This window comes from Micromonospora sp. NPDC049274, assembly GCF_040678875.1.
GTDB lineage: Bacteria > Actinomycetota > Actinomycetes > Mycobacteriales > Micromonosporaceae > Micromonospora.
This window is the reverse complement of sequence record NZ_JBFAQS010000002.1, coordinates 428,487-448,072: the sequence shown is the minus strand read 5'-3', so window position 1 is coordinate 448,072 and position 19,586 is coordinate 428,487. Positions and strand designations below refer to the sequence as shown.

The window sequence follows — 19,586 nt, the reverse complement described above, 5'->3', positions numbered from 1 at the left end:
ACCAGAACTGGTCGGCCCCTTCGTCGTACCGCCGGGTCAGTCGTTGTTCCAGAACGGGTAGTTGCCGGTGAGACGCAGGATCGAGCCGCCGATGATGTTGATCACGCCGAACACGATGGCGAGGTACCCGAGGACCGGCGACTGGCCGTTGCGCCGCGCGTCGCGCAGCGACAGGTAGCCGAAGATGATGCCCAGGATGCCGCAACAGATCAGGCCGAGGACGATGCCCAGCACGCCCCAGAGCGTGGTGCGGTCGCGTCCCCTGGCCGGCGGGGGTGGCGGGTATGCGGACGTCACGGCTACCTCCGGGCGGTCGTGGGCGGGCGGGCCGACCCGGGCCGCGATCGGCGGATGAGCCCCGGTTGCCGGCGACGGCCACCCTCTCTGGCCCGACGCTAGACCCGACGAGGCCACCCCGACCCCGGTTCGCCCAACTCGCCGCCGTCGGAGGCGGGTTAACGGACTGCCACCGCCCGCGCGACGTGCCAGAGTAGAGCGGATGTCCCCCGTCACCCCTGACCCACCCCGCCGTGCCGGCGGCGTACGCGCCGACGACCGGCCGGTCGACCGCGCCGCGCCGCGTCGGCGGGTGCCCGCGCCGCGCGCCGGTGGGTCGCCGCGTGGGCGCGCACCACTGCCCGTCGCCGCCGGGGTGGCAGCCGTCGGGGCGGCCCTCACGTCGTACCTGCCGGTAGCCATCGTCCTCGGCCTGGTTCAGCTCGGCGCGGATTCCACCACGCTGGAAGGCACTCTGCGCACCGCGCTGGCCGGTTGGCTGGTGGGGCACGGCGTGCCGCTGCACACCGAGGCGGGCCCGTTCGGGCTCGCCCCGCTGGCGCTCACCGTCCTCGCGATCTGGCGACTGACCCGGGCCGGCGTGCACGCGAGCCGCGCGATCGGCGCCCGCGACACCCGCTCACCGCGCCGCGCGCTGCTCGCCGCCGGAGCGGTCGGCCTGGCGTACGCGCTGCTCGGCGCGCTCGCCGCGGTGCTGATCGGTGCGGGCGGGCCGCAGGTGTCCCCGGTGCGGACGGCGGCCACGTTCGCGGTGGTCGGCACGCTCGGCGCACTGGTCGGCGCGATCCGGGTCACCGCCGTGACCCGGCTGCTCGTCACCCGGATACCCGGCCCGCTGCGCGACGGCGTACGCACCGGGCTGGTGGCCGCGCTCCTCCTGCTCGGGGCGGGCGCCGGAGCGGCCGGCCTGGCCGTGGCCACCGGTGGCGGTGACGCGGCGGACATGATCGGCGCGTACCGGACCGGGGTGGCCGGGCAGGCCGGGATCACCCTGGTCAGCACGGCGTACGCGCCGAACGCCGCGGTGTGGTCGACAAGCTACCTGCTCGGGCCGGGCTTCGCGGTCGGCGTCGACACGGCCGTGCGTACCAGTGAGGTGTCGGTCGGCGCGCTGCCGGCCGTACCGTTGCTCGCCGGCCTGCCGCGCGGCCCGGTGGACGGCCTCGGCGCGCTGCTGCTCGCGGTGCCGGTGCTGGCCGGAATGGTCGCCGGCTGGTTGCTCGCTCGCCGGCTGGCCCGGTCCGACGGGCCGGAGCGCCCGCCGCGGCGCTGGGCGGAGCTGCTGGCGCCGGCGGCGCTGGCCGGGCCGGTGGCCGGCGTGCTGCTCGGCGCCGCCGCCGCGGCCTCCGGTGGGCCGCTCGGCGGGGGGCGGCTGGCGCAGCTCGGGCCGGTGGCCTGGCAGGTCGGCGCCGTGGCGGCCGGTGTCGTCGCGGCCGGCGCGCTGCTCGGCGCCGCCGCCACCCGGGTGCTCGCCCGGAGCCCGCGCGCCGCCCCGACCCCGCCGCCGCGGCCCGGGCTCTGACCGCCCGCCGGCGCGGGCGGGTTCTGACTGCCCGCTGGCGCGGCCGGGGCGTTGGCCGTCGCTGGCGCGGCTGCGGCGGACGGTGGCCTGGTCGGCGGTGGTGCGGATATGGCGCGGGGCGCCCCGGACGGATCCGGAGCGCCCCGTCGGGAGCAGGGTCTGTCAGGGCTCGGTCGGCAGGCTGAAGGCCCCGACGATGTTCAGGACGAGCAGCAGGATGCCCAGGCCGACACCGACCGCGCCGCAGATCAGGCCGGCCTTGGCCTGGCCGGCGTTGCTGGCCTGGCCCTGGGCGACCTTCTGCTTGGCGAGGTAACCGGTCACCACGCCCGCGATGCCCACCGGGATGCCCAGGAATACGCAGCAGACCAGCGGGATCGACGCGATGCCGAGGATCATCGACACGAGGCCCAGGGTGTTGTTCTGGCCCTGCTGCTGCGGGTAGCCGGCGTTCGGGTACGTCGGGGCGCCGTAGGGCTGCTGCTGGCCGTACGGGGCCTGCGGGGTGCCGTACGGGTCCTGCGGCTGCTGGCCGTACGGGGCGCCGGGCTGCTGGCCGTACGGCGCGGCCGGCGGCTGACCGTAGGGCTGACCCGAGGTGGGCTGGCCGTACGGCTGACCCGAGGTGGGCTGCTGGCCGTACGGGGCGGCCGGCGGCGGGGCGTACGGGTCGTGCGGCGGCTGGGGTGCGGTCGGGTCCTGGTTGGGCTGCTGGCCGTACGGGTCCTGACCGGGGTTGCCGGGCTGCATTCGAAAAGCTCCTTGGACTGGTTCCGTCAGTTGCTGCTGTTGTTCCCATCCATGATCGCGGTCAGACCTCCCCAGGCACAGCACAGCAGCGCGACGACATGCCACGCATATGCCTGATAACCGTTCACTTCGCCCGTCGGTCACTGTCACAGATCGGCGAACCGCCCAACCGAGGGGCGTCCTGACCTGCCCGATAGGGTGGCCCGGTGACCGAGCCCGCGTCTGTCGCCCGCATCGTCGTCCTCATCTCCGGCTCCGGGAGCAACCTGCAGGCCCTGCTGGACGCCGCAGTCGACCCCGCGTACGGCGCGCAGGTCGTCGCGGTGGGCGCGGACCGCGACGGCATCGCGGGCCTGGACCGGGCCGACGCGGCGGGGGTGCCGACGTTCGTGGAGCGGGTCCGCGACCACGACACGCGGGAGGACTGGGACGTCGCGCTCACCGCGCACGTGGCCAAGCACCAGCCCGACCTGGTCATCTCCGCCGGCTTCCTCAAACTGGTCGGTCCGCACTTCCTCGCCGCCTTCGGCGACCGCTACCTGAACACCCACAACACCCTGCTGCCGGCGTTCCCCGGCATCCACGGCCCGCGTGACGCCCTCGCCTACGGCGTGAAGCTCACCGGGGCCACGCTCTTCTTCGTCGACGCCGGCATGGACACCGGGCCGATCGTGGCGCAGGTCGCGGTGCCGGTGCTCGACGACGACGACGTCGACGCGCTCACCGAGCGCATCAAGGAAGCCGAGCGCCGCCAGCTCGTCGAGCAGGTCGGCCGCCTGGTCCGCGAAGGCTGGACCATCACCGGAAGGAAGGTCACGGTTCCGTGAGTCCCACTCAGGACGGGCGCCGCCCGATTCGGCGGGCGCTGGTCAGCGTCTACGACAAGACCGGGCTGGTCGAGCTGGCCCAGGCCCTGCACGCGGCCGGTGTGGAGATCGTGTCCACCGGTAGCACGGCGGGCACCATCGCCGCCGCCGGGGTTCCGGTGACGCCTGTGGAGACGGTGACCGGCTTCCCCGAGGTGCTCGACGGCCGGGTGAAGACCCTGCACCCGAAGGTGCACGCCGGTCTCCTCGCGGACCTGCGCAAGGACACCCACGTGGCCCAGCTCGACGAGCTGGGCGTGGCCGCGTTCGACCTGCTGGTCTCCAACCTCTACCCGTTCCAGGCGACAGTCGCCTCCGGCGCCGGCGTCGAGGAGTGCGTGGAGCAGATCGACATCGGTGGCCCGGCCATGGTGCGGGCCGCAGCCAAGAACCACGCCTCGGTCGCGGTCCTCACCGACCCGGCCGCCTACCCGGCGCTTTTCGGCGCGCTCGACGAGGGTGGCTTCACGCTGGCCCAGCGTCGCGCGCTGGCCGCCCGCGCGTTCGCCGACATCGCCGAGTACGACGTCGCGGTGGCCCAGTGGTGCGCCCGGGAGCTGGCGCCGGCCGACGACTCCTGGCCGACGTTCGTCGGGTCCGCCCTGCGCAAGTCGACTGTGCTGCGCTACGGGGAGAACCCGCACCAGCCCGCAGCGCTCTACACCGACCCGGACGCCCCGGCGGGGCTGGCCCAGGCCGAGCAGCTGCACGGCAAGGAGATGTCGTACAACAACTACGTCGACGCCGACGCCGCCTGGCGGGCCGCGAACGACTTCGCCGATCAGCCGGCCGTGGCGATCATCAAGCACGCGAACCCGTGCGGGATCGCGGTGGGCGCGGACGTCGCCGAGGCGCACCGCAAGGCGCACGCCTGCGACCCGGTGTCGGCGTACGGGGGTGTCATCGCGGTCAACCGGTCGGTCTCGGTCGAGCTGGCCCGGCAGGTCGCCGACATCTTCACCGAGGTGGTGGTCGCCCCCGGCTTCGACGAGGGCGCGGTCGAGGTGTTGCAGGGCAAGAAGAACGTCCGGCTGCTGCGGGCGCCGGCCTGGACACCGGCGCTTGTGGAGCTGCGGTCGGTGACCGGTGGGGTGCTGGCCCAGGTCGCCGACCGCGTGGACGCCCCCGGCGATGACCCGGCGAACTGGCAGTTGGCGACCGGTGAGGCCGCCGACGAGGAGCTGCTACGCGACCTCGCGTTCGCCTGGCGGGCCGTCCGCGCGGTGAAGAGCAACGCGATCCTGCTCGCCAAGGACGGCGCCACCGTCGGGGTCGGCATGGGTCAGGTCAACCGGGTGGACTCGGCGCAGCTCGCGGTCACCCGCGCCGGCGCCGACCGTGCGCGGGGCTCGGTCGCGGCCTCCGACGCGTTCTTCCCGTTCGCCGACGGGCCGCAGATCCTCATCGACGCCGGCGTCCGCGCCATCGTCCAGCCCGGTGGCTCGATCCGTGACGAAGAGGTGATCGAGGCGGCCCGAAAGGCAAACGTAACGATGTACCTAACGGGAACCCGCCACTTCTTCCACTAACCCACAGACCCGTCGATCATGAAGTTATTGCCCCGACACGCCGATGTGCGGGGCAATAACTTCATGATCAGCGACCTGAGGCGGGCCGGGCCGGGGCGGTCAGGGTGTGGGGGTTGGGGTGGGGCGGAGTTCGGCGAAGTGGCAGGCGGACGGGTGCGGGTCCGCTGCCCGGGGAACCGTCTGGGGATCTTCCTTGGCGCAGATGTCCTGGGCCTTCCAGCAGCGGGTCCGGAAGTGGCAGCCGCTCGGCGGGTCGGCCGGGCTCGGCACGTCGCCGACCAGCCGGATCATGTTGCGCTGGTCGCGTACCTCCGGGTCCGGCACCGGCACGGCCGACAGCAGCGCCTGGGTGTACGGGTGGGTGGCACGCTCGTAGATCTCGTCCTCGGTGCCGATCTCGACGATCCGACCGAGGTACATGACCGCCACCCGGTCGGCGATGTGCCGGACCACGGACAGGTCGTGCGCGATGAAGATGTACGACAGCCCGAACTCGTCCTGAAGTTGCTCCAGCAGGTTGATCACCTGGGCCTGGATGGAGACGTCCAGCGCCGAGACGGGCTCGTCGCAGACGATCACCTCGGGCCGCAGCGCGAGCGCGCGGGCGATGCCGATGCGCTGACGCTGACCGCCGGAGAACTGGTGCGGGTACCTGTTGATGTGCTCAGGGTTGAGCCCGACCACGTCCAGCAACTCCTGGACCCGCCTGGCCTTGCTGCCCTTCGGCGCGGCGTCCGGGTGGATCTCGAACGGCTCGCCGATGATGTCGCCGACAGTCATCCGCGGGTTGAGCGAGGTGTACGGGTCCTGCATGACCATCTGCATGTTGCGGCGCAGCCGGCGTAGCTCCGACCCGGAGGCCTTGAACAGGTCTTTGCCCTCCAGGGTGGCCCGCCCGGAGGTCGGCGTCTCCAACCGCATCAGCAGCCGGGCGAGTGTCGACTTGCCGCAGCCGGACTCGCCGACCACGCCCAGCGTCTCGCCCCGGCGCAGCTCGAAACTCACGCCGTCGACGGCCTTGACCGCACCGGTCTGCCGCCGGAACAGCACACCCTGACTGATCGGGAAGTGCTTCACCAGGTTGTCGACGGAGAGGATGGTCTCGCCCCGGACCTTGGTGGAGCTAGCGGGCGCTGTCATCACGAACCTCCTGCGCGAAGTGGCAAGCGCTGGTCCGGCCGTCGCCGAGGACCAGGTCGTGCGGCACCACGTCCACGCAGACCTGCTGGACGTACGGGCACCGGGGGTGGAAGGGGCAGCCGGAGGGGATGCGCATCAGGTTCGGCGGCAAACCCTTGATCGTCGACAGTTCCTGGCCGCGGACGTCCATCCGCGGGATCGACTCCAACAACCCCTTGGTGTACGGGTGGGCAGGCGCCCTGTAGAGCGAGCGGACGTCGGCGTGCTCGACGATCCGGCCCGCGTACATGACGGCGATCCGGTCCGCGACACCGGCGACGACACCCAGGTCGTGGGTGATCAGGATCATCGCCATGTTGAGGTCTCGGCGCAGGTCGGCCAGCAGGTCCATGATCTGGGCCTGCACGGTGACGTCGAGCGCGGTGGTGGGCTCGTCGGCGATCAGCACCTTCGGGTCCAGCGCCAGGGCCATGGCGATCATGACGCGCTGCCGCATACCGCCGGAGAACTGGTGCGGGTAGTCGCCGATCCGCTTGGCGGCCCCCGGAATCTTGACCAGGTCCATCAGCTCGACGGCCCGCCGACGGGCGTCACCCCGGGACATGCCGGAGCGCTGGCGCAGCGTCTCGCCGATCTGCCAACCGACCGGGAAGACCGGGTTCAGCGCGGAGAGCGCGTCCTGGAAGATCATCGCGATCTCCTTGCCGCGGACCTGCCGGCGCTGCTCCTCGGACGCCGTGAGCAGGTCCTGGCCCCGGTAGAGGATCTGGCCGGAGCGGACGAACGCGGGCGGCGTGTCCAGGATGCCCATGATCGCCTGCGCGGTGACCGACTTGCCGGAGCCGGACTCGCCGAGCACCGCGAGGGTCTCACCGGCGTCCAGGTGGTACGACACGCCGTTGATGACCCGGGCCACGCCCTCGTTGGTCCGGAACTCGACGTGCAGGTCCCGCAGTTCCAGCAGGTGGCCGCCCTCGGGCGTGGCGGAGGCGGGCGTCGGATCAACGGTCATGGCTGTGCCTGCCTTTCGCTCGCGACTGCGGGGCTCGCTTCGCTCACTCCTCGCGCTCGCATGAGGGATCACCGCAGCTTCGGGTCGAAGGCGTCACGGATCGCGTCGCCGAGCATGATGAATGCCAGCACGGTCAGCGCGAGGAAGGCCGACGGGACGATCAGCGGCGTGGCCGCCTCCCGCATGTGGATGCGGCCGGTGTCGATGTCCTGGCCCCACGAGATGGTCGGCGCCTTGAGGCCGATGCCCAGGAACGAGAGCGTCGCCTCGGCGGCGATGAACGAGCCGAGCGCGATGGTCAGCACGACGATGGCCGGGGCGAGCGAGTTCGGCAGGATGTGCCGCCACATGATCCGGCCGTTGCCGGCGCCGAGCATCCGGGCCGCCGCCACGTAGTCCTGTTCCTTGGCGGTGATCACCGAGGAGCGCACCACCCGGGCGGCGGTGGTCCAGCCCAGGATGGCCAGCACGAAGATCACCGCGGCGATGCGTGCGTTGTCGCTGTCGCTGGACACGCGCTTGAGCAGCACGATCGCGGCCAGCAGCAGCGGGATGCCGAGCACCACGTCGATCACCCGGGAGAGCACGGCGTCGACCCAGTGGCCGAAGTACCCGGCCAGCATGCCGACGACAAGCGCGATGATGCCGGTGCCGAGCGCGGCGAGCGCGCCGACCAGCAGCGAGGCCCGCGTGCCGTAGACCGCCCGGGAGTACGTGTCGCAGCCCTGGAAGTCGTACCCGAAGATGGCCCCGCCGGACGGCCCGGCGTGCTGCCGGGACAGCAGGCAGTCGTTCGGGCTGTTGGCGGTGAACACACCGGGGGCCAGCGCCATCGCGGTGAAGATGACGACGAGCGCCAGCGAGATCCAGAAGATCGGGTTGCGGCGCAGGTCACGCCAGGCGTCGCCGGCCAGGCTGCGCGGCTTGTTCGCGGCGCCTACCTGGTTGGGCGTGCCCGGCTCGCCCGAGGGGCCACGCCGGGCGGCCTGGTTCTCGCTGGCCGCCACCGTTTCAAAATCACTCATAGCGGATCCTCGGGTCGAGTACGGCGTACAGGACGTCCACCACCAGGTTCGAGACCAGGTAGACCACGACGAGCACGCTGACGATGCCCACCACCAGGGGTCCGTCCTCGGTGCGGATGCCGCGGAAGAGGTTGAAGCCCACGCCGGGGATGTTGAAGACGCCCTCGGTGATGATCGCGCCGCTCATCAGGTTGCCCAGCTCCACACCGAGGAAGGTGACCACCGGGATGAGCGAGTTGCGCAGCACGTGGACGGTGACGATGCGGCGCTTGACCAGGCCCTTGGACCGCGCGGTCCGGACGTAGTCGGCGCGCAGGTTCTCGGCCACCGAGGTACGGGTCAGCCGCAGCGCAGTCGCCAGCGACAGCGAGCCGAGCACGATGCCCGGCAGCAGCAGCGCGTAGAACGTCGGCTGGGATCCGGCGGTGGGCGGGAAGAGCTGCCACTTGACGCCCAGGAAGTACTGGGCGAGCGGCGCCAGCACGATGGTCGGGATGCCCAGCACCAGCAGGGTCAGCACCAGCGTCGAGTTGTCGAAGATGCTGGCTCGGCGGATGCCGGCGACCACGCCGGCGCTGACTCCGAAGATGATCGCCACGGCGAGCGCGATGAGCGCGAGCTTGAGGGTGACCGGCCAGGCCGCCTGCAGGATGTCACCGATCTGGCGGCCGGTCAGGGACTGGCCGAGGTCGCCTTGGAGCAGGCTCTTGACGTAGTCGAAGTAGCGGTAGAAGAAGCCGCCGACGCCTGTCGCGTCGAGGTGGTACTTCTCCGTCAGGTAGGCCCGCTGGGCCGCGGTCACCGGTCGTTCGCCCGCGAGGGCCTGGATGGGGTCGCCCTGGCCGGCGAACATCAGCGCGTAGACGATCAGGGTGGTCCCGAAGAACGCCAGGACCATCTGCAGTAGGCGCCGCAAGATGTAGCGGAACATGCTTAGCAGTCTCTCCGGAAATATGCGAAAGGGTCGCAGGACGGCATCTCTGGTCGTACCCGAAATATCCGAGACGTGCCGTCCGGCCCGGGGGAGGCCGGCGCTACCGGCGGTCCGGCCCACGTGCGGGCCCGCGCCGGATAGCGCGGTCCGGGCCACCCGGGCGTCGTAGCCCGGGTGACCCGCAACCGTTGGTCAGCTCAGCTGGCCGCTTCGATCTTGACGAGGTTGACCCGCTGGAACAGGTCCATCTGCACGTTCTTGACCTTGGACGAGTGGCCGAACACGTTCTCGCCGAAGCGGAGCGGGATCACCGGCATCTCCTTGGCCAGGATGTCCTCCGCCTGCTGGTACTTGGCGATCGCCTCGTCCTGCGTCTTGGCGGCGGAACCCTCCTTGACGAGCTTGTCGAACTCCGGGTTGCTGTAGCCGTAGTAGTTCGACGAGCCGTTGGTGCTGTACAGCGGGCCGAGGTAGTCCTCCATGGTCGGGTAGTCCATGACCCAACCCATCCGGAACGCACCCACAGGGGTCTTCTTCTCGACCTTGGTCAGCAGGTCGGCGAACTTCGGCTCGGCGACACCGACGGCGTCGACACCCAGGTTGGCCTTGAGCTGGTTGACCGTGGCGTCGACCCAGTCCTTGTGACCGCCGTCGCCGTTGTAGGAGATGACGATCTTCTTCGGGCCGCCGGCGGCCTGGTAGAGCTTCTTGGCCTCGGTCGGGTTGAACTCGCCCGCCTTACCCGCGGTGTTCTCCCGGTAGCCCGGCAGGACCGGCGAGACGAAGGAGCGCGCCGACTGCTGCGAGCCCTTGAAGACCGACTTGGTGATCTCGTCACGGTCGATCGCCATCGAGATGGCCTTGCGCACGTCCGGGTTGGCGTAGTCCTTGTCGAACGTCGGGAACGCCAGGAACTGGAACGACGACATCGGGCTGGTCTGGTACCGGTCGCCCAGGTCGGTCGGCGCGGTGCTCAGGCTCTCGCTCGGGATCGTCGGCAGCACGTCCAGGTTGTCGGCCAGGACGTCCGCGTAGGCCGCGGTGAGCTGCTGGTAGATCCGGAACTCGATGTTCTGCACCTTGGCCTTCTCGCCCGGGTACGCGTCGTAGCGCTCGACATCGATCTTGCTGTCGTGCTGCCAGGTGCCCTTCATCTTGAAGGGGCCCTGCCCGATCGGCGCCTGCTCGTAGGAGTCCTTGAGCACGCCCGGGGCCGAGAACGCGGCCTCCGGCATCGGGTAGAAGGCGGTGTAGCCGAGCATCGTCCGGAAGTCGATGTACGGCTCGGCCAGCGTCACGGTGAAGGTGAGGTCGTCGACCTTCTTCAGGCCGGTCATCTCCTTGGCCTTCGGCTGCTTGCCCTGCAGGTCCGGGTAGCCAGCGATCTTCTCGAAGAAGTAGTTGCTGTCCTGACCGTTGGGGGCGTACGCGCCGTAGTTCCAGGCGTTGATGTAGTCCTCGGATGTCACCTTCTGGCCGTTGTGGAAGGTGAAGCCGTCCTTGAGCTTGATCGTCCAGACCTTGTTGTCGGACGAGGTGACCGACTGCGCGGCGACCTCGTACGGCTTGTTCTGGGCGTCGTAGTCGACGAGCGGGCTGAACAGGCCGGTGAGCACCTGCGCGCCGGCCGTCTCGGTGGTGTTGGTGGGAACCAGGTGCTTCGGCTCGCCGATCTGGATGCTGACCGCCGAATTGCCGCTGCCGCCGGATCCGCCATCTCCGCCGCTGCCGCAGGCCGCGAGGCCCAGCGTCACCGCGAGCGGGAGGGCGGTCCAGGCGGCGAGTCTACGAACTCGCATTGAGCCTCCTCATCTCCTCACGCTGCGCAGTCAGGCCCGACGCTGGGTTTACGCTGCGCAACAAGCGGTAACGGTAGGTCGCCTTACCGGCCGTCGACAACGACCCGGTTGCGGGTGCGTAACGGTCCGAGGACGCGTTCCTTGCCGGGTGCCGCCGCGCGTGCTACCCCAAACGGGACGGTCGGCGCTGAGCTGCACATTCGCCGACGGCGAGGGGGTGGCGTGTGGCTGCCTGGGATGGATTCGGCCGCCTCGGACCAGTGGTCCGGTCCCGACCGACCTTGGCGGGTCTGGCCGTTTTCCCGGTGATGGGTTGCACAGAATGTCACGCATAGTGATGAGAGACACGTAACTCATCGTTAGGGTCGACGGCGTGGCGGGGGCCTCGGTGGCCCGCCGGAGCGAGGTCGCCGGATCGGCAGGTGCCGGACATGAGACGATCTGATGGTGACGGCGACGGTTCTGGACGGCAAGGCGACCGCGGCGGAGATCAAGGACGAGCTGCGGATACGGGTGAAGGCTCTCGCGGAGCGCGGCATCACCCCCGGGCTCGGCACGGTCCTGGTCGGGGCCGATCCGGGCAGCCAGGCGTACGTCAACGGCAAGCACCGTGACTGCGCCGAGGTGGGCATCGCCTCGATCCGCCGGGAACTGCCGGCCGACGCCACGCAGCAGCAGGTGGACGACGTCCTGGCCGAGCTGAACGCCGACCCGGCCTGCCACGGCTACATCGTCCAACTGCCGTTGCCCGCCCACCTGGACACCCAGCGGGTGCTGGAGCTGATCGACCCGGCCAAGGACGCCGACGGCCTGCACCCGGTCAACCTGGGTCGTCTCGTCCTCGGCTACGACGGTCCGCTGCCCTGCACCCCGCGCGGCATCGTCGAGCTGCTCCGTCGCCACGACGTGGCGCTGCGCGGTGCCACCGTGGCGGTCGTCGGCCGGGGCAACACGGTCGGCCGCCCCCTCGGCCTGCTGCTCACCCGCCGCAGCGAGAACGCGACAGTCACCCTGTGCCACACCGGCACGCTCGACCTCGCCTCGCACACGCGGGCCGCCGACATCGTGATCGTCGCGGCCGGCGTACCGGGGCTGTTGACCGCCGACATGATCAATCCGGGCGCGGTGGTCGTGGACGTCGGCATCACCCGGGTCGTCGGCCCGGACGGCAAGGGCCGCTACACCGGCGACGTCGACCCCGAGGTGGCCGAGACGGCCGGCGCGCTGGTGCCGATGCCCGGCGGCGTCGGCCCGATGACCCGCGCCATGCTCCTCACCAACGTCGTGGAGCGCGCCGAGCGGGGCTGACGCGTCGACGCCGTCCCACGAGTGCCGTTCGCGTCCGTCCCGTCATAACTGTCCGCCCCTGGCCGGATCGGTGCCAGGATGGCTGATACGGTCCGGAAAACCGACTGGTATCAGGGAGTGGGACGACCATGGGTAAGAAGGTCACTGTCGTCGGGGCTGGCTTCTACGGCTCCACCACCGCACAGCGCCTGGCCGAGTACGACGTCTTCGACACCGTTGTGATCACCGACATCGTGGAGGGCAAGCCCGCGGGCCTCGCACTCGACCTCAACCAGTCGCGGGCCATCGAGGGCTTCGAGACCACTGTCGTCGGCGTGACCACCGGCCCGAACGGCGAGGGCTACGAGGCCATCGAGGGCTCCGACGTCGTCGTGATCACCGCTGGCCTGGCGCGTAAGCCGGGCATGAGCCGGATGGACCTGCTGGAGACCAACGCCAAGATCGTGCGGCAGGTCGCCGAGAACGTCGCCAAGTACGCCCCGAGCGCCGTCGTCATCGTCGTCTCCAACCCGCTCGACGAGATGACCGCCCTGGCGCAGATCGCCACCCAGTTCCCCAAGAACCGGGTGCTCGGCCAGGCCGGCATGCTCGACACCGCCCGGTTCAGCAACTTCGTCGCCGAGGCGCTCAACGTGCCGGTGGCGTCGGTCCGCACGCTGACCCTGGGCTCGCACGGCGACACGATGGTCCCGGTGCCGTCCAAGAGCACCGTCAACGGCAAGCCGTTGCGCGACGCGATGCCGGCCGAGCAGATCGAGGAACTGGTCGTCAAGACCCGCAACGGTGGCGCCGAGGTGGTCGCGCTGCTCAAGACCGGTTCGGCGTACTACGCCCCGTCCGCCGCGGCCGCCCGGATGGCGAAGGCTGTCGCCGAGGACTCCGGCGACGTCATGCCGGTCTGTGCCTGGGTCGACGGCGAGTACGGCATCTCCGGCGTCTACCTGGGTGTCGAGGCCGAGATCGGCGCCGAGGGCGTTCGTCGGGTCATCGAGACCGACCTGGACGCCGACGAGCGGGCCAGCCTCCTGGCCGCCGCCGAGGCCGTCCGCGCCAAGCAGGGCGACGTCGCCAGCATGTAGTCCCCCGAACCACCGCTGTGGGAGGGCGCGCCGGCTTCGCCGGCGCGCCCTCCCACGCGCCACGTCCCACCCCACCCACCCCATCCCACCCCACGCCGCGCCGCCCCACCCCGCGCCGCGCCGTTGATCATGAAGTTATTGCCCTTCCGTCCGGCGTGTCGTGGCAATAACTTCATGATCAACGCGATCGAAGGGGGGTGAACGGGGTGGAGAGGTGGGGGGTCGCCAGGACGGTGGGGTTGTGAGTCTGTAGGGCGGACTGGCGGGAGGCGCTCGCTTCGTCCGGGTCCTCCTCGTGGGCGTACGCCAGGGTGGGGTCGATCAGTTGCACCAGGTGCACCAGGAGGTCGCCGGTGAGCAGCATCCGCTCGTCGGCCGCGCTCAGCAGCACCGACTGGTGGCCGGGGGTGTGCCCGGGAGTGGGCAGCAGTCGTACCGCGGGGGTCAGGGTTGTCTCGCCGTCGACCACCCGGAGCTGGCCGGCGGCGCGCAACGGCGCGATCAGCCCGGCCGGCAGTCCCGGGTTGATCGCCTCGGCCGCCTCCAGCTCGGTGCGCTGGAGCAGGTAGCTCGCGTTCGGGAAGTGCGGCCGGCCCGGCGTGCCGGTGACCGCCCAGCCGATGTGGTCGCTGTGCAGGTGGGTCAGCACGACCGTGTCGACGTCGGCCGGGTCGATGCCGGCGGCGGCCAGCTCGGCGGGCAGCCGGCCGGGCACCGGCGCCCAGCTCGCGGCCAGGGAGTCGGCCGGCCCGACCCCGGCGTCGACCAGGATGACCGGCCCGTCGCCGGAGCGGATCGCGAAACTGCGAAACGGCAGCCACCACCGCCCGTCGGCGGTGACCGAGGCGGGGTCGCGGCGATCGGCCTCCTGCCACTGGGCCGCCGTGGCCTGCGGAAATGCCTCCGCGCGGGGCTGGAAGAAGGCACCCTCGGCGTCCGTGAGGGCGGTCACCGTGATAGACCCGAGGGTGCGGCTCAGTGGCATCGGGCCATGATTCCAGGGCATTCCTGTTCCGCGCAGCCCGGATTTCGCCGGTCGGTCGAGGCCGGCTGGGGGCTGCCGGCCCAATTGCAGTACGCTCGTACTGCTTGAGCACGTGTCCCCCGAGAGGAGCGCCGGCCGATGGCGAAGATCAAGGTAAACAACCCGGTCGTGGAGCTCGACGGCGACGAGATGACCCGGATCATCTGGAAGCAGATCCGGGAGCAGCTGATCCTGCCCTACCTCGACGTCGACCTGCACTACTACGACCTGTCGATCCAGTACCGCGACGAGACCGACGACCAGGTCACCATTGACGCCGCCAACGCCATCAAGGAGCACGGCGTCGGCGTCAAGTGCGCCACCATCACCCCGGACGAGGCCCGGGTGGAGGAGTTCGGCCTGAAGAAGATGTGGCGGTCGCCCAACGGCACCATCCGCAACATCCTCGGCGGCGTCGTCTTCCGCGAGCCGATCATCATGTCCAACGTGCCGCGGCTGGTCCCCGGCTGGACCAAGCCGATCATCATCGGCCGGCACGCCCACGGTGACCAGTACAAGGCCACCGACTTCGTCGTCCCCGGTCCGGGCACGGTGACCATCACCTACACCCCGGCCGACGGCGGCGCGCCGATGGAGATGGAGGTCGCCAACTTCTCCGGCGGCGGCATCGCCATGGGCATGTACAACTTCGACGACTCGATCCGCGACTTCGCCCGGGCGTCGTTCCGGTACGGGCTGGACCGCAACTACCCGGTCTACCTGTCCACCAAGAACACCATCCTCAAGGCGTACGACGGCCGGTTCAAGGACATCTTCGCCGAGGTGTTCGAGACCGAGTTCAAGGCCGAGTTCGACGCCGCCGGCATCACCTACGAGCACCGGCTCATCGACGACATGGTCGCCGCCGCGCTCAAGTGGGAGGGCGGCTACGTCTGGGCCTGCAAGAACTACGACGGTGACGTGCAGTCCGACACCGTCGCGCAGGGCTTCGGCTCGCTGGGTCTGATGACCTCGGTCCTGCTCTCCCCGGACGGCCGTACCGTCGAGGCCGAGGCCGCGCACGGCACTGTCACCCGGCACTACCGGCAGTACCAGAAGGGCGAGAAGACCTCGACCAACCCGATCGCGTCGATCTACGCCTGGACCCGTGGCCTGGCCCACCGGGGCAAGCTGGACGGCACGCCGGCGGTGACCGAGTTCGCCAACACCCTGGAGCAGGTCATCGTCGACACCGTCGAGGGCGGCCAGATGACCAAGGACCTCGCGCTGCTCATCTCGCGCGACGCCCCGTGGCTGACCACCGACGAGTTCATGAACGCGCTCGACGAGAACCTGGCCCGCAGGCTCGCCGCCTGATTCGACCGCACCAGCACCTGAGCCCGTCGGCACTCGCCGGCGGGCTCCGGCGTGTCCGCCGGGTGACACGTCTGCGGCGTCACCGGGCCTGGCGCGCCTCGTTGACCAGGGTGGACGAGATGCCAGTCGCGTCCACGGAAGGTTGACCGCGGTCGACCGCGGTGTGCGTGCCGATCAGGCAGCCTTCCCGGCTGTGTCCAGCACAGCCAGCCGTCCCTTCCCTGCGGGGGGCCCTGTCCCGGGCCCCCCGCGCCCTGTTCCCGCCCGGCCCGCGCCCACGTTGAGGACGCGCGGCGAAGAGCCGTTCAGGCGGCGCGGAGCAGTTCGGCGGCGCGCTCGGGGGAGATGTCGTTGATGAAGACGCCCATCCCCGACTCGGAGCCGGCCAGGTACTTCAACTTGTCCTTGGCCCGCCGGATGCTGAACAGCTGAAGGTGCAGGTGGCCCAGCTCGCGGTCGATCCGCACCGGCGCCTGGTGCCACGCCGCGATGTAGGGCATCGGCATGTCGAACAGTCCGTCGAATCGGCGCAGCAGGTCCAGGTAGAGCGGTCCGAAGGCGTCCCGCTCGCTGTCGGTCAGCGCCGGGATGTCCGGCACCACGCGGCGCGGCGCGACATGCACCTCGAACGGCCAGCGGGCCGCCGCCGGCACGAACGCCGTCCAGTGGTCGTTCTCGGTGACCACCCGGTCGCCGGTCGCGCGCTCGGCGGCCAGCACGTCCGCGTACAGGTTGCCCCCGCCGGTCCGCTCCGCGTGCCGGCGTGCCGCGGCCAGCAGCGCCCGGGTGCGCGGCGTCACGAAGGGGTACGCGTAGATCTGCCCGTGCGGGTGGTGCAGCGTGACACCGATCTCGACGCCCCGGTTCTCGAAGCAGAACACCTGCTCGACGCCGGGCAGTTCGCCGAGCACCTCGGTCCGGTCGGCGAGCGCGTCCAACACCGTGCGGACGCGACGCGGCGGGAGGCTGGCGAAGGAGGCGTTGTGGTCGGAGGTGAAGCAGACCACCTCGCACCGGCCCACGCCCGGCCGGACCGGCGTGAACGGGGTGATCTCCCCGGGCTCGTCGGCGACGCGGCCGCTCAGCGACGGGAACCGGTTCTCGAAGACCACCACGTCGTAGTCCGGAGCGGGGATCTCGGTCAGCCGGTCGCCCTGCGAGGGGTCGAGCGGGCACTCGTTCGCGGGCGGAAGGAAGGTGCGGGTCTGCCGGTGCACCGCCACGGCCACCCACTCGTCGGTCAGCGGGTCGTAGCGCAGTTGCGAGGCGGGCGGCGGTGGCGGCAGGTCCCTGCGGTCCGGCTGGTCGCGGACGGCGTCGTCGCTCTCGTCGAAGTAGATCAGCTCCCGGCCGTCGGCCAGGTCGATCGCGGTGCGCTTCACTTCGCCGTCTCCTCACTCGTCGGCGTGCGCGTCGCGCGGCCCGCCCCTGTCGCCTTTGCCATGATCAATTCGCCCACCTGTTCGCCGAGTACCCGTCGTGCGGGCGGAGGCAACGCCTCGTCGCTGACCAGTACGTGTGCCGCCGCCAGCTCGACTATCGAGGAGATGCCCACCGTGCCCCACTTCGTGTGGTCGGCGAGCACCACCAGTCGGTCCGCCGCGGCCACCAGCGCCCGGTCGATCTCCGCCTCCATGAGGTTCGGGGTGGTGAAGCCCGCCCGCTCGGTGATGCCGTGGACGCCGAGGAAGAGCAGGTCCAGGTGCAGCCGCCGGACGGCGCCGACCGCGAGCGGGCCGACCAGCGCGTCGGACGGCGTCCGCACGCCGCCGGTGAGCACCACAGTCTGGTCCGGCCGGCCTCCGCCGTGCAGAATCTCGGCCACCGGCAGCGAGTTGGTCACCACTGTCAGGCCGGGGACGTCCACCAGCCGTCGGGCCAGTTCGGCGGTGGTGGTGCCGGCGGAGAGGGCGACCGCCGAACCGGGCCGGACGAGCTGCGCCGCCCGGTCCGCGATGGCCGCCTTCTCCGGCAGTTGGCGGACCGACTTGGCGTGGAAGCCCGGCTCGTCGGTCGAGCTGGGGCCGGCCGCGGTGGCGCCGCCGTGCACCTTGGCCAGCAGGCCGCGCTCGTGCAGGGCCTCCAGGTCGCGCCGGATGGTCATGTCGGAGACGCCGAACTCGGTCGCGAGGTCGGTCACCCGAACGCCACCGGAGGCCCGGACCCGATCCAGGATGGCCGACTGCCGCTGTTGAGCGAGCATCCGCCGTGCCTCCCCGGGTTCCACGTACTCTCACGCGGTCGAACGTGTTCCAACAAAGATGAACACTAGCGCGTGCCCGGAACCGGCGGAAGGAAAGGGGTGCAGCGACGCCTCAGGCCGACTGGATCTTCAACTCCACCCAGCCGCTGTCCGACAGGTGGTGCAGCACGGCCTGTACCGCGTCGGCGACGCTCAGATGGGTGGTGTCGAGCACCAGGTCCGCGTCTGTCGGCTCCTCGTACGGGTCGTCGATCCCGGTCATGCCGGTGAGCAGGCCGGCGCGGGCCCGCGCGTACAGGCCCTTGCGGTCCCGCTGTTCGCACACCTCCAGCGGGGTCGCGACGTGCACCAGCACGAAGCCCGCCCCGGCGGCCAGGGCCATCTCCCGCGCCGTCGCGCGGGCCGCCGCGTACGGGGCGATCGGGCAGCAGATGCCCACCCCGTGGTGCCGGGCGATCTCGGCCGCCACCCAGCCGATCCGCCGGACGTTGAGATCACGGTCGGCCTTGCTGAAGCCCAGCCCGGCGGAGAGTTCCCGGCGCACCACGTCCCCGTCGAGCAGGGTCACCGTCCGGTCGCCGCTCTCCCGCAGCGCGTCGGCCAGCCCGCGGGCGATGGTGGACTTGCCGGAGCCGGAGAGGCCGGTCAGGAAGACCACCAGCCCCCGGTGCCGGCGTGGCGGCCGGGCCCGGGCCAACTCCTTCGCCACAGCCGGAGGCGTGTGCCATTCCGGCAGCGGGAAACCCCTGTCGAGCAGGTCGTCGATCTCGGCCTGGGTGAGGGCGAGGCGGCGGTTACGCGGCGGAATGTCCTCGCGCCAGCGCCACTGCCCGTCCCGGTTGTCGTACGCCAGCTCGCGCGGCACCAGCACCCGCAACCCGGCGCCGGAGAGCATCTCCCCGGTGGAGAGCAGGTGGGTGACCCCGTACGCGGCGGAGACGCGCGCACGCAGCAGGGCGTCGCTGATCTCCTCCCGGCGATGCGACAGCGGCACGGCCACCAGGGTGGCCGGAGGCATCCGGTCCCGGGCGGCGAAGATCGTCCGCACCAGCGCCTCCGGGGCGAGCCCGCCGACACCGCCCTCGCCGACCGGGATCATGACCAGCAGGTGCGCGGCCAGGGTGCGGGCGGCGTGCGCGATCTGGGCGAGCTGCGGCCGGTGCAGCGGACGGTCGGCGATGACCCCGAGCACCCGACCCGGGGGCAGCAGCGCGCGGACCTCCTCCGGGCTGCGACGCAACCGCTGGAACAGGCCGTGACCGCCGTCGCCGAGCCGATGGAGCTGACCGCCCAGACCCGCCACGCCCTCGTGCACAGGCCAGACGTCCGCGACGTCCAGGGCGGCGGCCGGGGCGCCCTCGCCGTCTGTCAGCACCAGGGCCCGGCGGGCCGGGTCGCGCGGGTCGAGGTTCTGCGCCAGCGCGGCCGGCACCTGCAGGGTCACCGCAACCTGCCACGGCGTGCCGTCGGCCAGCCGGCCACGTCGGCTCACCGACACCAGGTCGGCGCGGGTCATGAAGCCGGTCAGGGGGGCGTACGCGCCGGTCAGCAGCAGCTCCAGATCCGCGAGCTCACCGGGACGCGGCGTGTACGCCGGCGCGTCCCGGAGCACCTCGTCGGGCAGCACCCAGCCGTTGCTCATCCACACCCCCCACTCGCTGACCGGCACACAGTTTCGCAGCCGACCGCCGATCGGTCGAGGCCGCCACTCCACGACCCGCGTGGCCGGATCATGCCGGACCCGGCGACCCACCGCCGACCGCGACCTGGCCGAGCGCGCG

17 protein-coding genes are annotated in these 19,586 nt (G+C 71.2%); 6 read left to right on the top strand and 11 right to left on the bottom strand.

Translation table 11 applies throughout. The annotated features are described in order from the left end of the window. Positions 1–36: 36 nt before the first annotated feature. Positions 37–297, bottom strand: a complete 261-nt coding sequence (locus AB0K10_RS05660; RefSeq protein WP_363680290.1) for a DUF4190 domain-containing protein — start codon at positions 295–297, stop codon at positions 37–39. A gap of 202 nt (positions 298–499) precedes the next feature. Here AB0K10_RS05660 and AB0K10_RS05655 point away from each other — a divergent pair, with 202 nt between their 5' ends. Continuing rightward, positions 500–1,819 carry a DUF6350 family protein gene (locus AB0K10_RS05655; protein ID WP_363680288.1) on the top strand — a complete coding sequence of 440 codons (1,320 nt, stop codon included), beginning with the start codon at positions 500–502 and terminating at the stop codon, positions 1,817–1,819. Positions 1,820–1,981: 162 nt separating this feature from the next. Here the strand turns inward: AB0K10_RS05655 and AB0K10_RS05650 are convergent, their stop codons facing one another. Further along, complete coding sequence (locus tag AB0K10_RS05650) at positions 1,982–2,569, bottom strand: DUF4190 domain-containing protein (RefSeq protein ID WP_363680286.1); 588 nt, start codon at positions 2,567–2,569, stop codon at positions 1,982–1,984. A 206-nt stretch (positions 2,570–2,775) separates the two neighbouring features. On the opposite strand from AB0K10_RS05650, the gene purN reads away from it, so the two are divergent. Both purN and purH read left to right on the top strand, forming a co-directional pair. After that, positions 2,776–3,396 carry a phosphoribosylglycinamide formyltransferase gene (gene purN / locus AB0K10_RS05645; RefSeq protein WP_266246093.1) on the top strand — a complete coding sequence of 207 codons (621 nt, stop codon included), beginning with the start codon at positions 2,776–2,778 and terminating at the stop codon, positions 3,394–3,396. Next, positions 3,393–4,964, top strand: coding sequence for a bifunctional phosphoribosylaminoimidazolecarboxamide formyltransferase/IMP cyclohydrolase (purH, locus tag AB0K10_RS05640; RefSeq protein WP_363680284.1), 1,572 nt, complete (start codon positions 3,393–3,395; stop codon positions 4,962–4,964). The genes purN and purH overlap by 4 nt, the downstream gene beginning before the upstream one ends. A 99-nt stretch (positions 4,965–5,063) precedes the next feature. Here purH and AB0K10_RS05635 read toward each other — a convergent pair whose 3' ends face one another. The 5 genes from AB0K10_RS05635 to AB0K10_RS05615 all read right to left on the bottom strand — a co-directional run bounded on the left by AB0K10_RS05635 (position 5,064) and on the right by AB0K10_RS05615 (position 10,874). After that, positions 5,064–6,104: a dipeptide ABC transporter ATP-binding protein gene (locus tag AB0K10_RS05635; protein WP_363680282.1), complete on the bottom strand. Its 1,041-nt coding sequence runs from the start codon at positions 6,102–6,104 to the stop codon at positions 5,064–5,066. Next, positions 6,088–7,116, bottom strand: a complete 1,029-nt coding sequence (locus tag AB0K10_RS05630; RefSeq protein WP_363680280.1) for an ABC transporter ATP-binding protein — start codon at positions 7,114–7,116, stop codon at positions 6,088–6,090. The genes AB0K10_RS05635 and AB0K10_RS05630 overlap by 17 nt, the downstream gene beginning before the upstream one ends. Positions 7,117–7,184: 68 nt before the next feature. Beyond that, complete coding sequence (locus AB0K10_RS05625; RefSeq protein WP_363680278.1) at positions 7,185–8,141, bottom strand: ABC transporter permease; 957 nt, start codon at positions 8,139–8,141, stop codon at positions 7,185–7,187. Then, positions 8,134–9,072: an ABC transporter permease gene (locus AB0K10_RS05620; protein WP_007465003.1), complete on the bottom strand. Its 939-nt coding sequence runs from the start codon at positions 9,070–9,072 to the stop codon at positions 8,134–8,136. The genes AB0K10_RS05625 and AB0K10_RS05620 overlap by 8 nt, the downstream gene beginning before the upstream one ends. Positions 9,073–9,272: 200 nt before the next feature. Beyond that, entirely contained in the window at positions 9,273–10,874 is a 1,602-nt protein-coding gene (locus AB0K10_RS05615) for an ABC transporter substrate-binding protein (protein ID WP_363680275.1), read from the bottom strand. 447 nt (positions 10,875–11,321) lie between these two features. Here AB0K10_RS05615 and AB0K10_RS05610 point away from each other — a divergent pair, with 447 nt between their 5' ends. Then, positions 11,322–12,182: a bifunctional methylenetetrahydrofolate dehydrogenase/methenyltetrahydrofolate cyclohydrolase gene (locus tag AB0K10_RS05610; protein ID WP_363680273.1), complete on the top strand. Its 861-nt coding sequence runs from the start codon at positions 11,322–11,324 to the stop codon at positions 12,180–12,182. A gap of 128 nt (positions 12,183–12,310) precedes the next feature. Beyond that, positions 12,311–13,261, top strand: coding sequence for a malate dehydrogenase (locus AB0K10_RS05605; RefSeq protein WP_363680271.1), 951 nt, complete (start codon positions 12,311–12,313; stop codon positions 13,259–13,261). Between the two features lie 178 nt (positions 13,262–13,439). Here the strand turns inward: AB0K10_RS05605 and AB0K10_RS05600 are convergent, their stop codons facing one another. Then, entirely contained in the window at positions 13,440–14,246 is an 807-nt protein-coding gene (locus AB0K10_RS05600) for an MBL fold metallo-hydrolase (protein WP_363680269.1), read from the bottom strand. A 138-nt stretch (positions 14,247–14,384) separates the two neighbouring features. Here AB0K10_RS05600 and AB0K10_RS05595 point away from each other — a divergent pair, with 138 nt between their 5' ends. Further along, complete coding sequence (locus AB0K10_RS05595) at positions 14,385–15,602, top strand: NADP-dependent isocitrate dehydrogenase (RefSeq protein WP_363680267.1); 1,218 nt, start codon at positions 14,385–14,387, stop codon at positions 15,600–15,602. Positions 15,603–15,907: 305 nt separating this feature from the next. Here the strand turns inward: AB0K10_RS05595 and galT are convergent, their stop codons facing one another. The 3 genes from galT to cysC all read right to left on the bottom strand — a co-directional run bounded on the left by galT (position 15,908) and on the right by cysC (position 19,447). Next, a complete protein-coding gene (gene galT / locus AB0K10_RS05590) occupies positions 15,908–16,984 on the bottom strand; it encodes a galactose-1-phosphate uridylyltransferase (RefSeq protein WP_363680265.1) in 1,077 nt (358 codons plus the stop codon). Next, positions 16,981–17,805 (bottom strand): DeoR/GlpR family DNA-binding transcription regulator, encoded by an 825-nt coding sequence (locus AB0K10_RS05585; RefSeq protein WP_363680263.1) that lies wholly within the window; start codon positions 17,803–17,805, stop codon positions 16,981–16,983. Before AB0K10_RS05585 ends, galT begins: the two co-directional genes overlap by 4 nt. A 112-nt stretch (positions 17,806–17,917) precedes the next feature. Then, positions 17,918–19,447: an adenylyl-sulfate kinase gene (gene cysC, locus AB0K10_RS05580; RefSeq protein ID WP_363680261.1), complete on the bottom strand. Its 1,530-nt coding sequence runs from the start codon at positions 19,445–19,447 to the stop codon at positions 17,918–17,920. Positions 19,448–19,586: the final 139 nt, after the last annotated feature.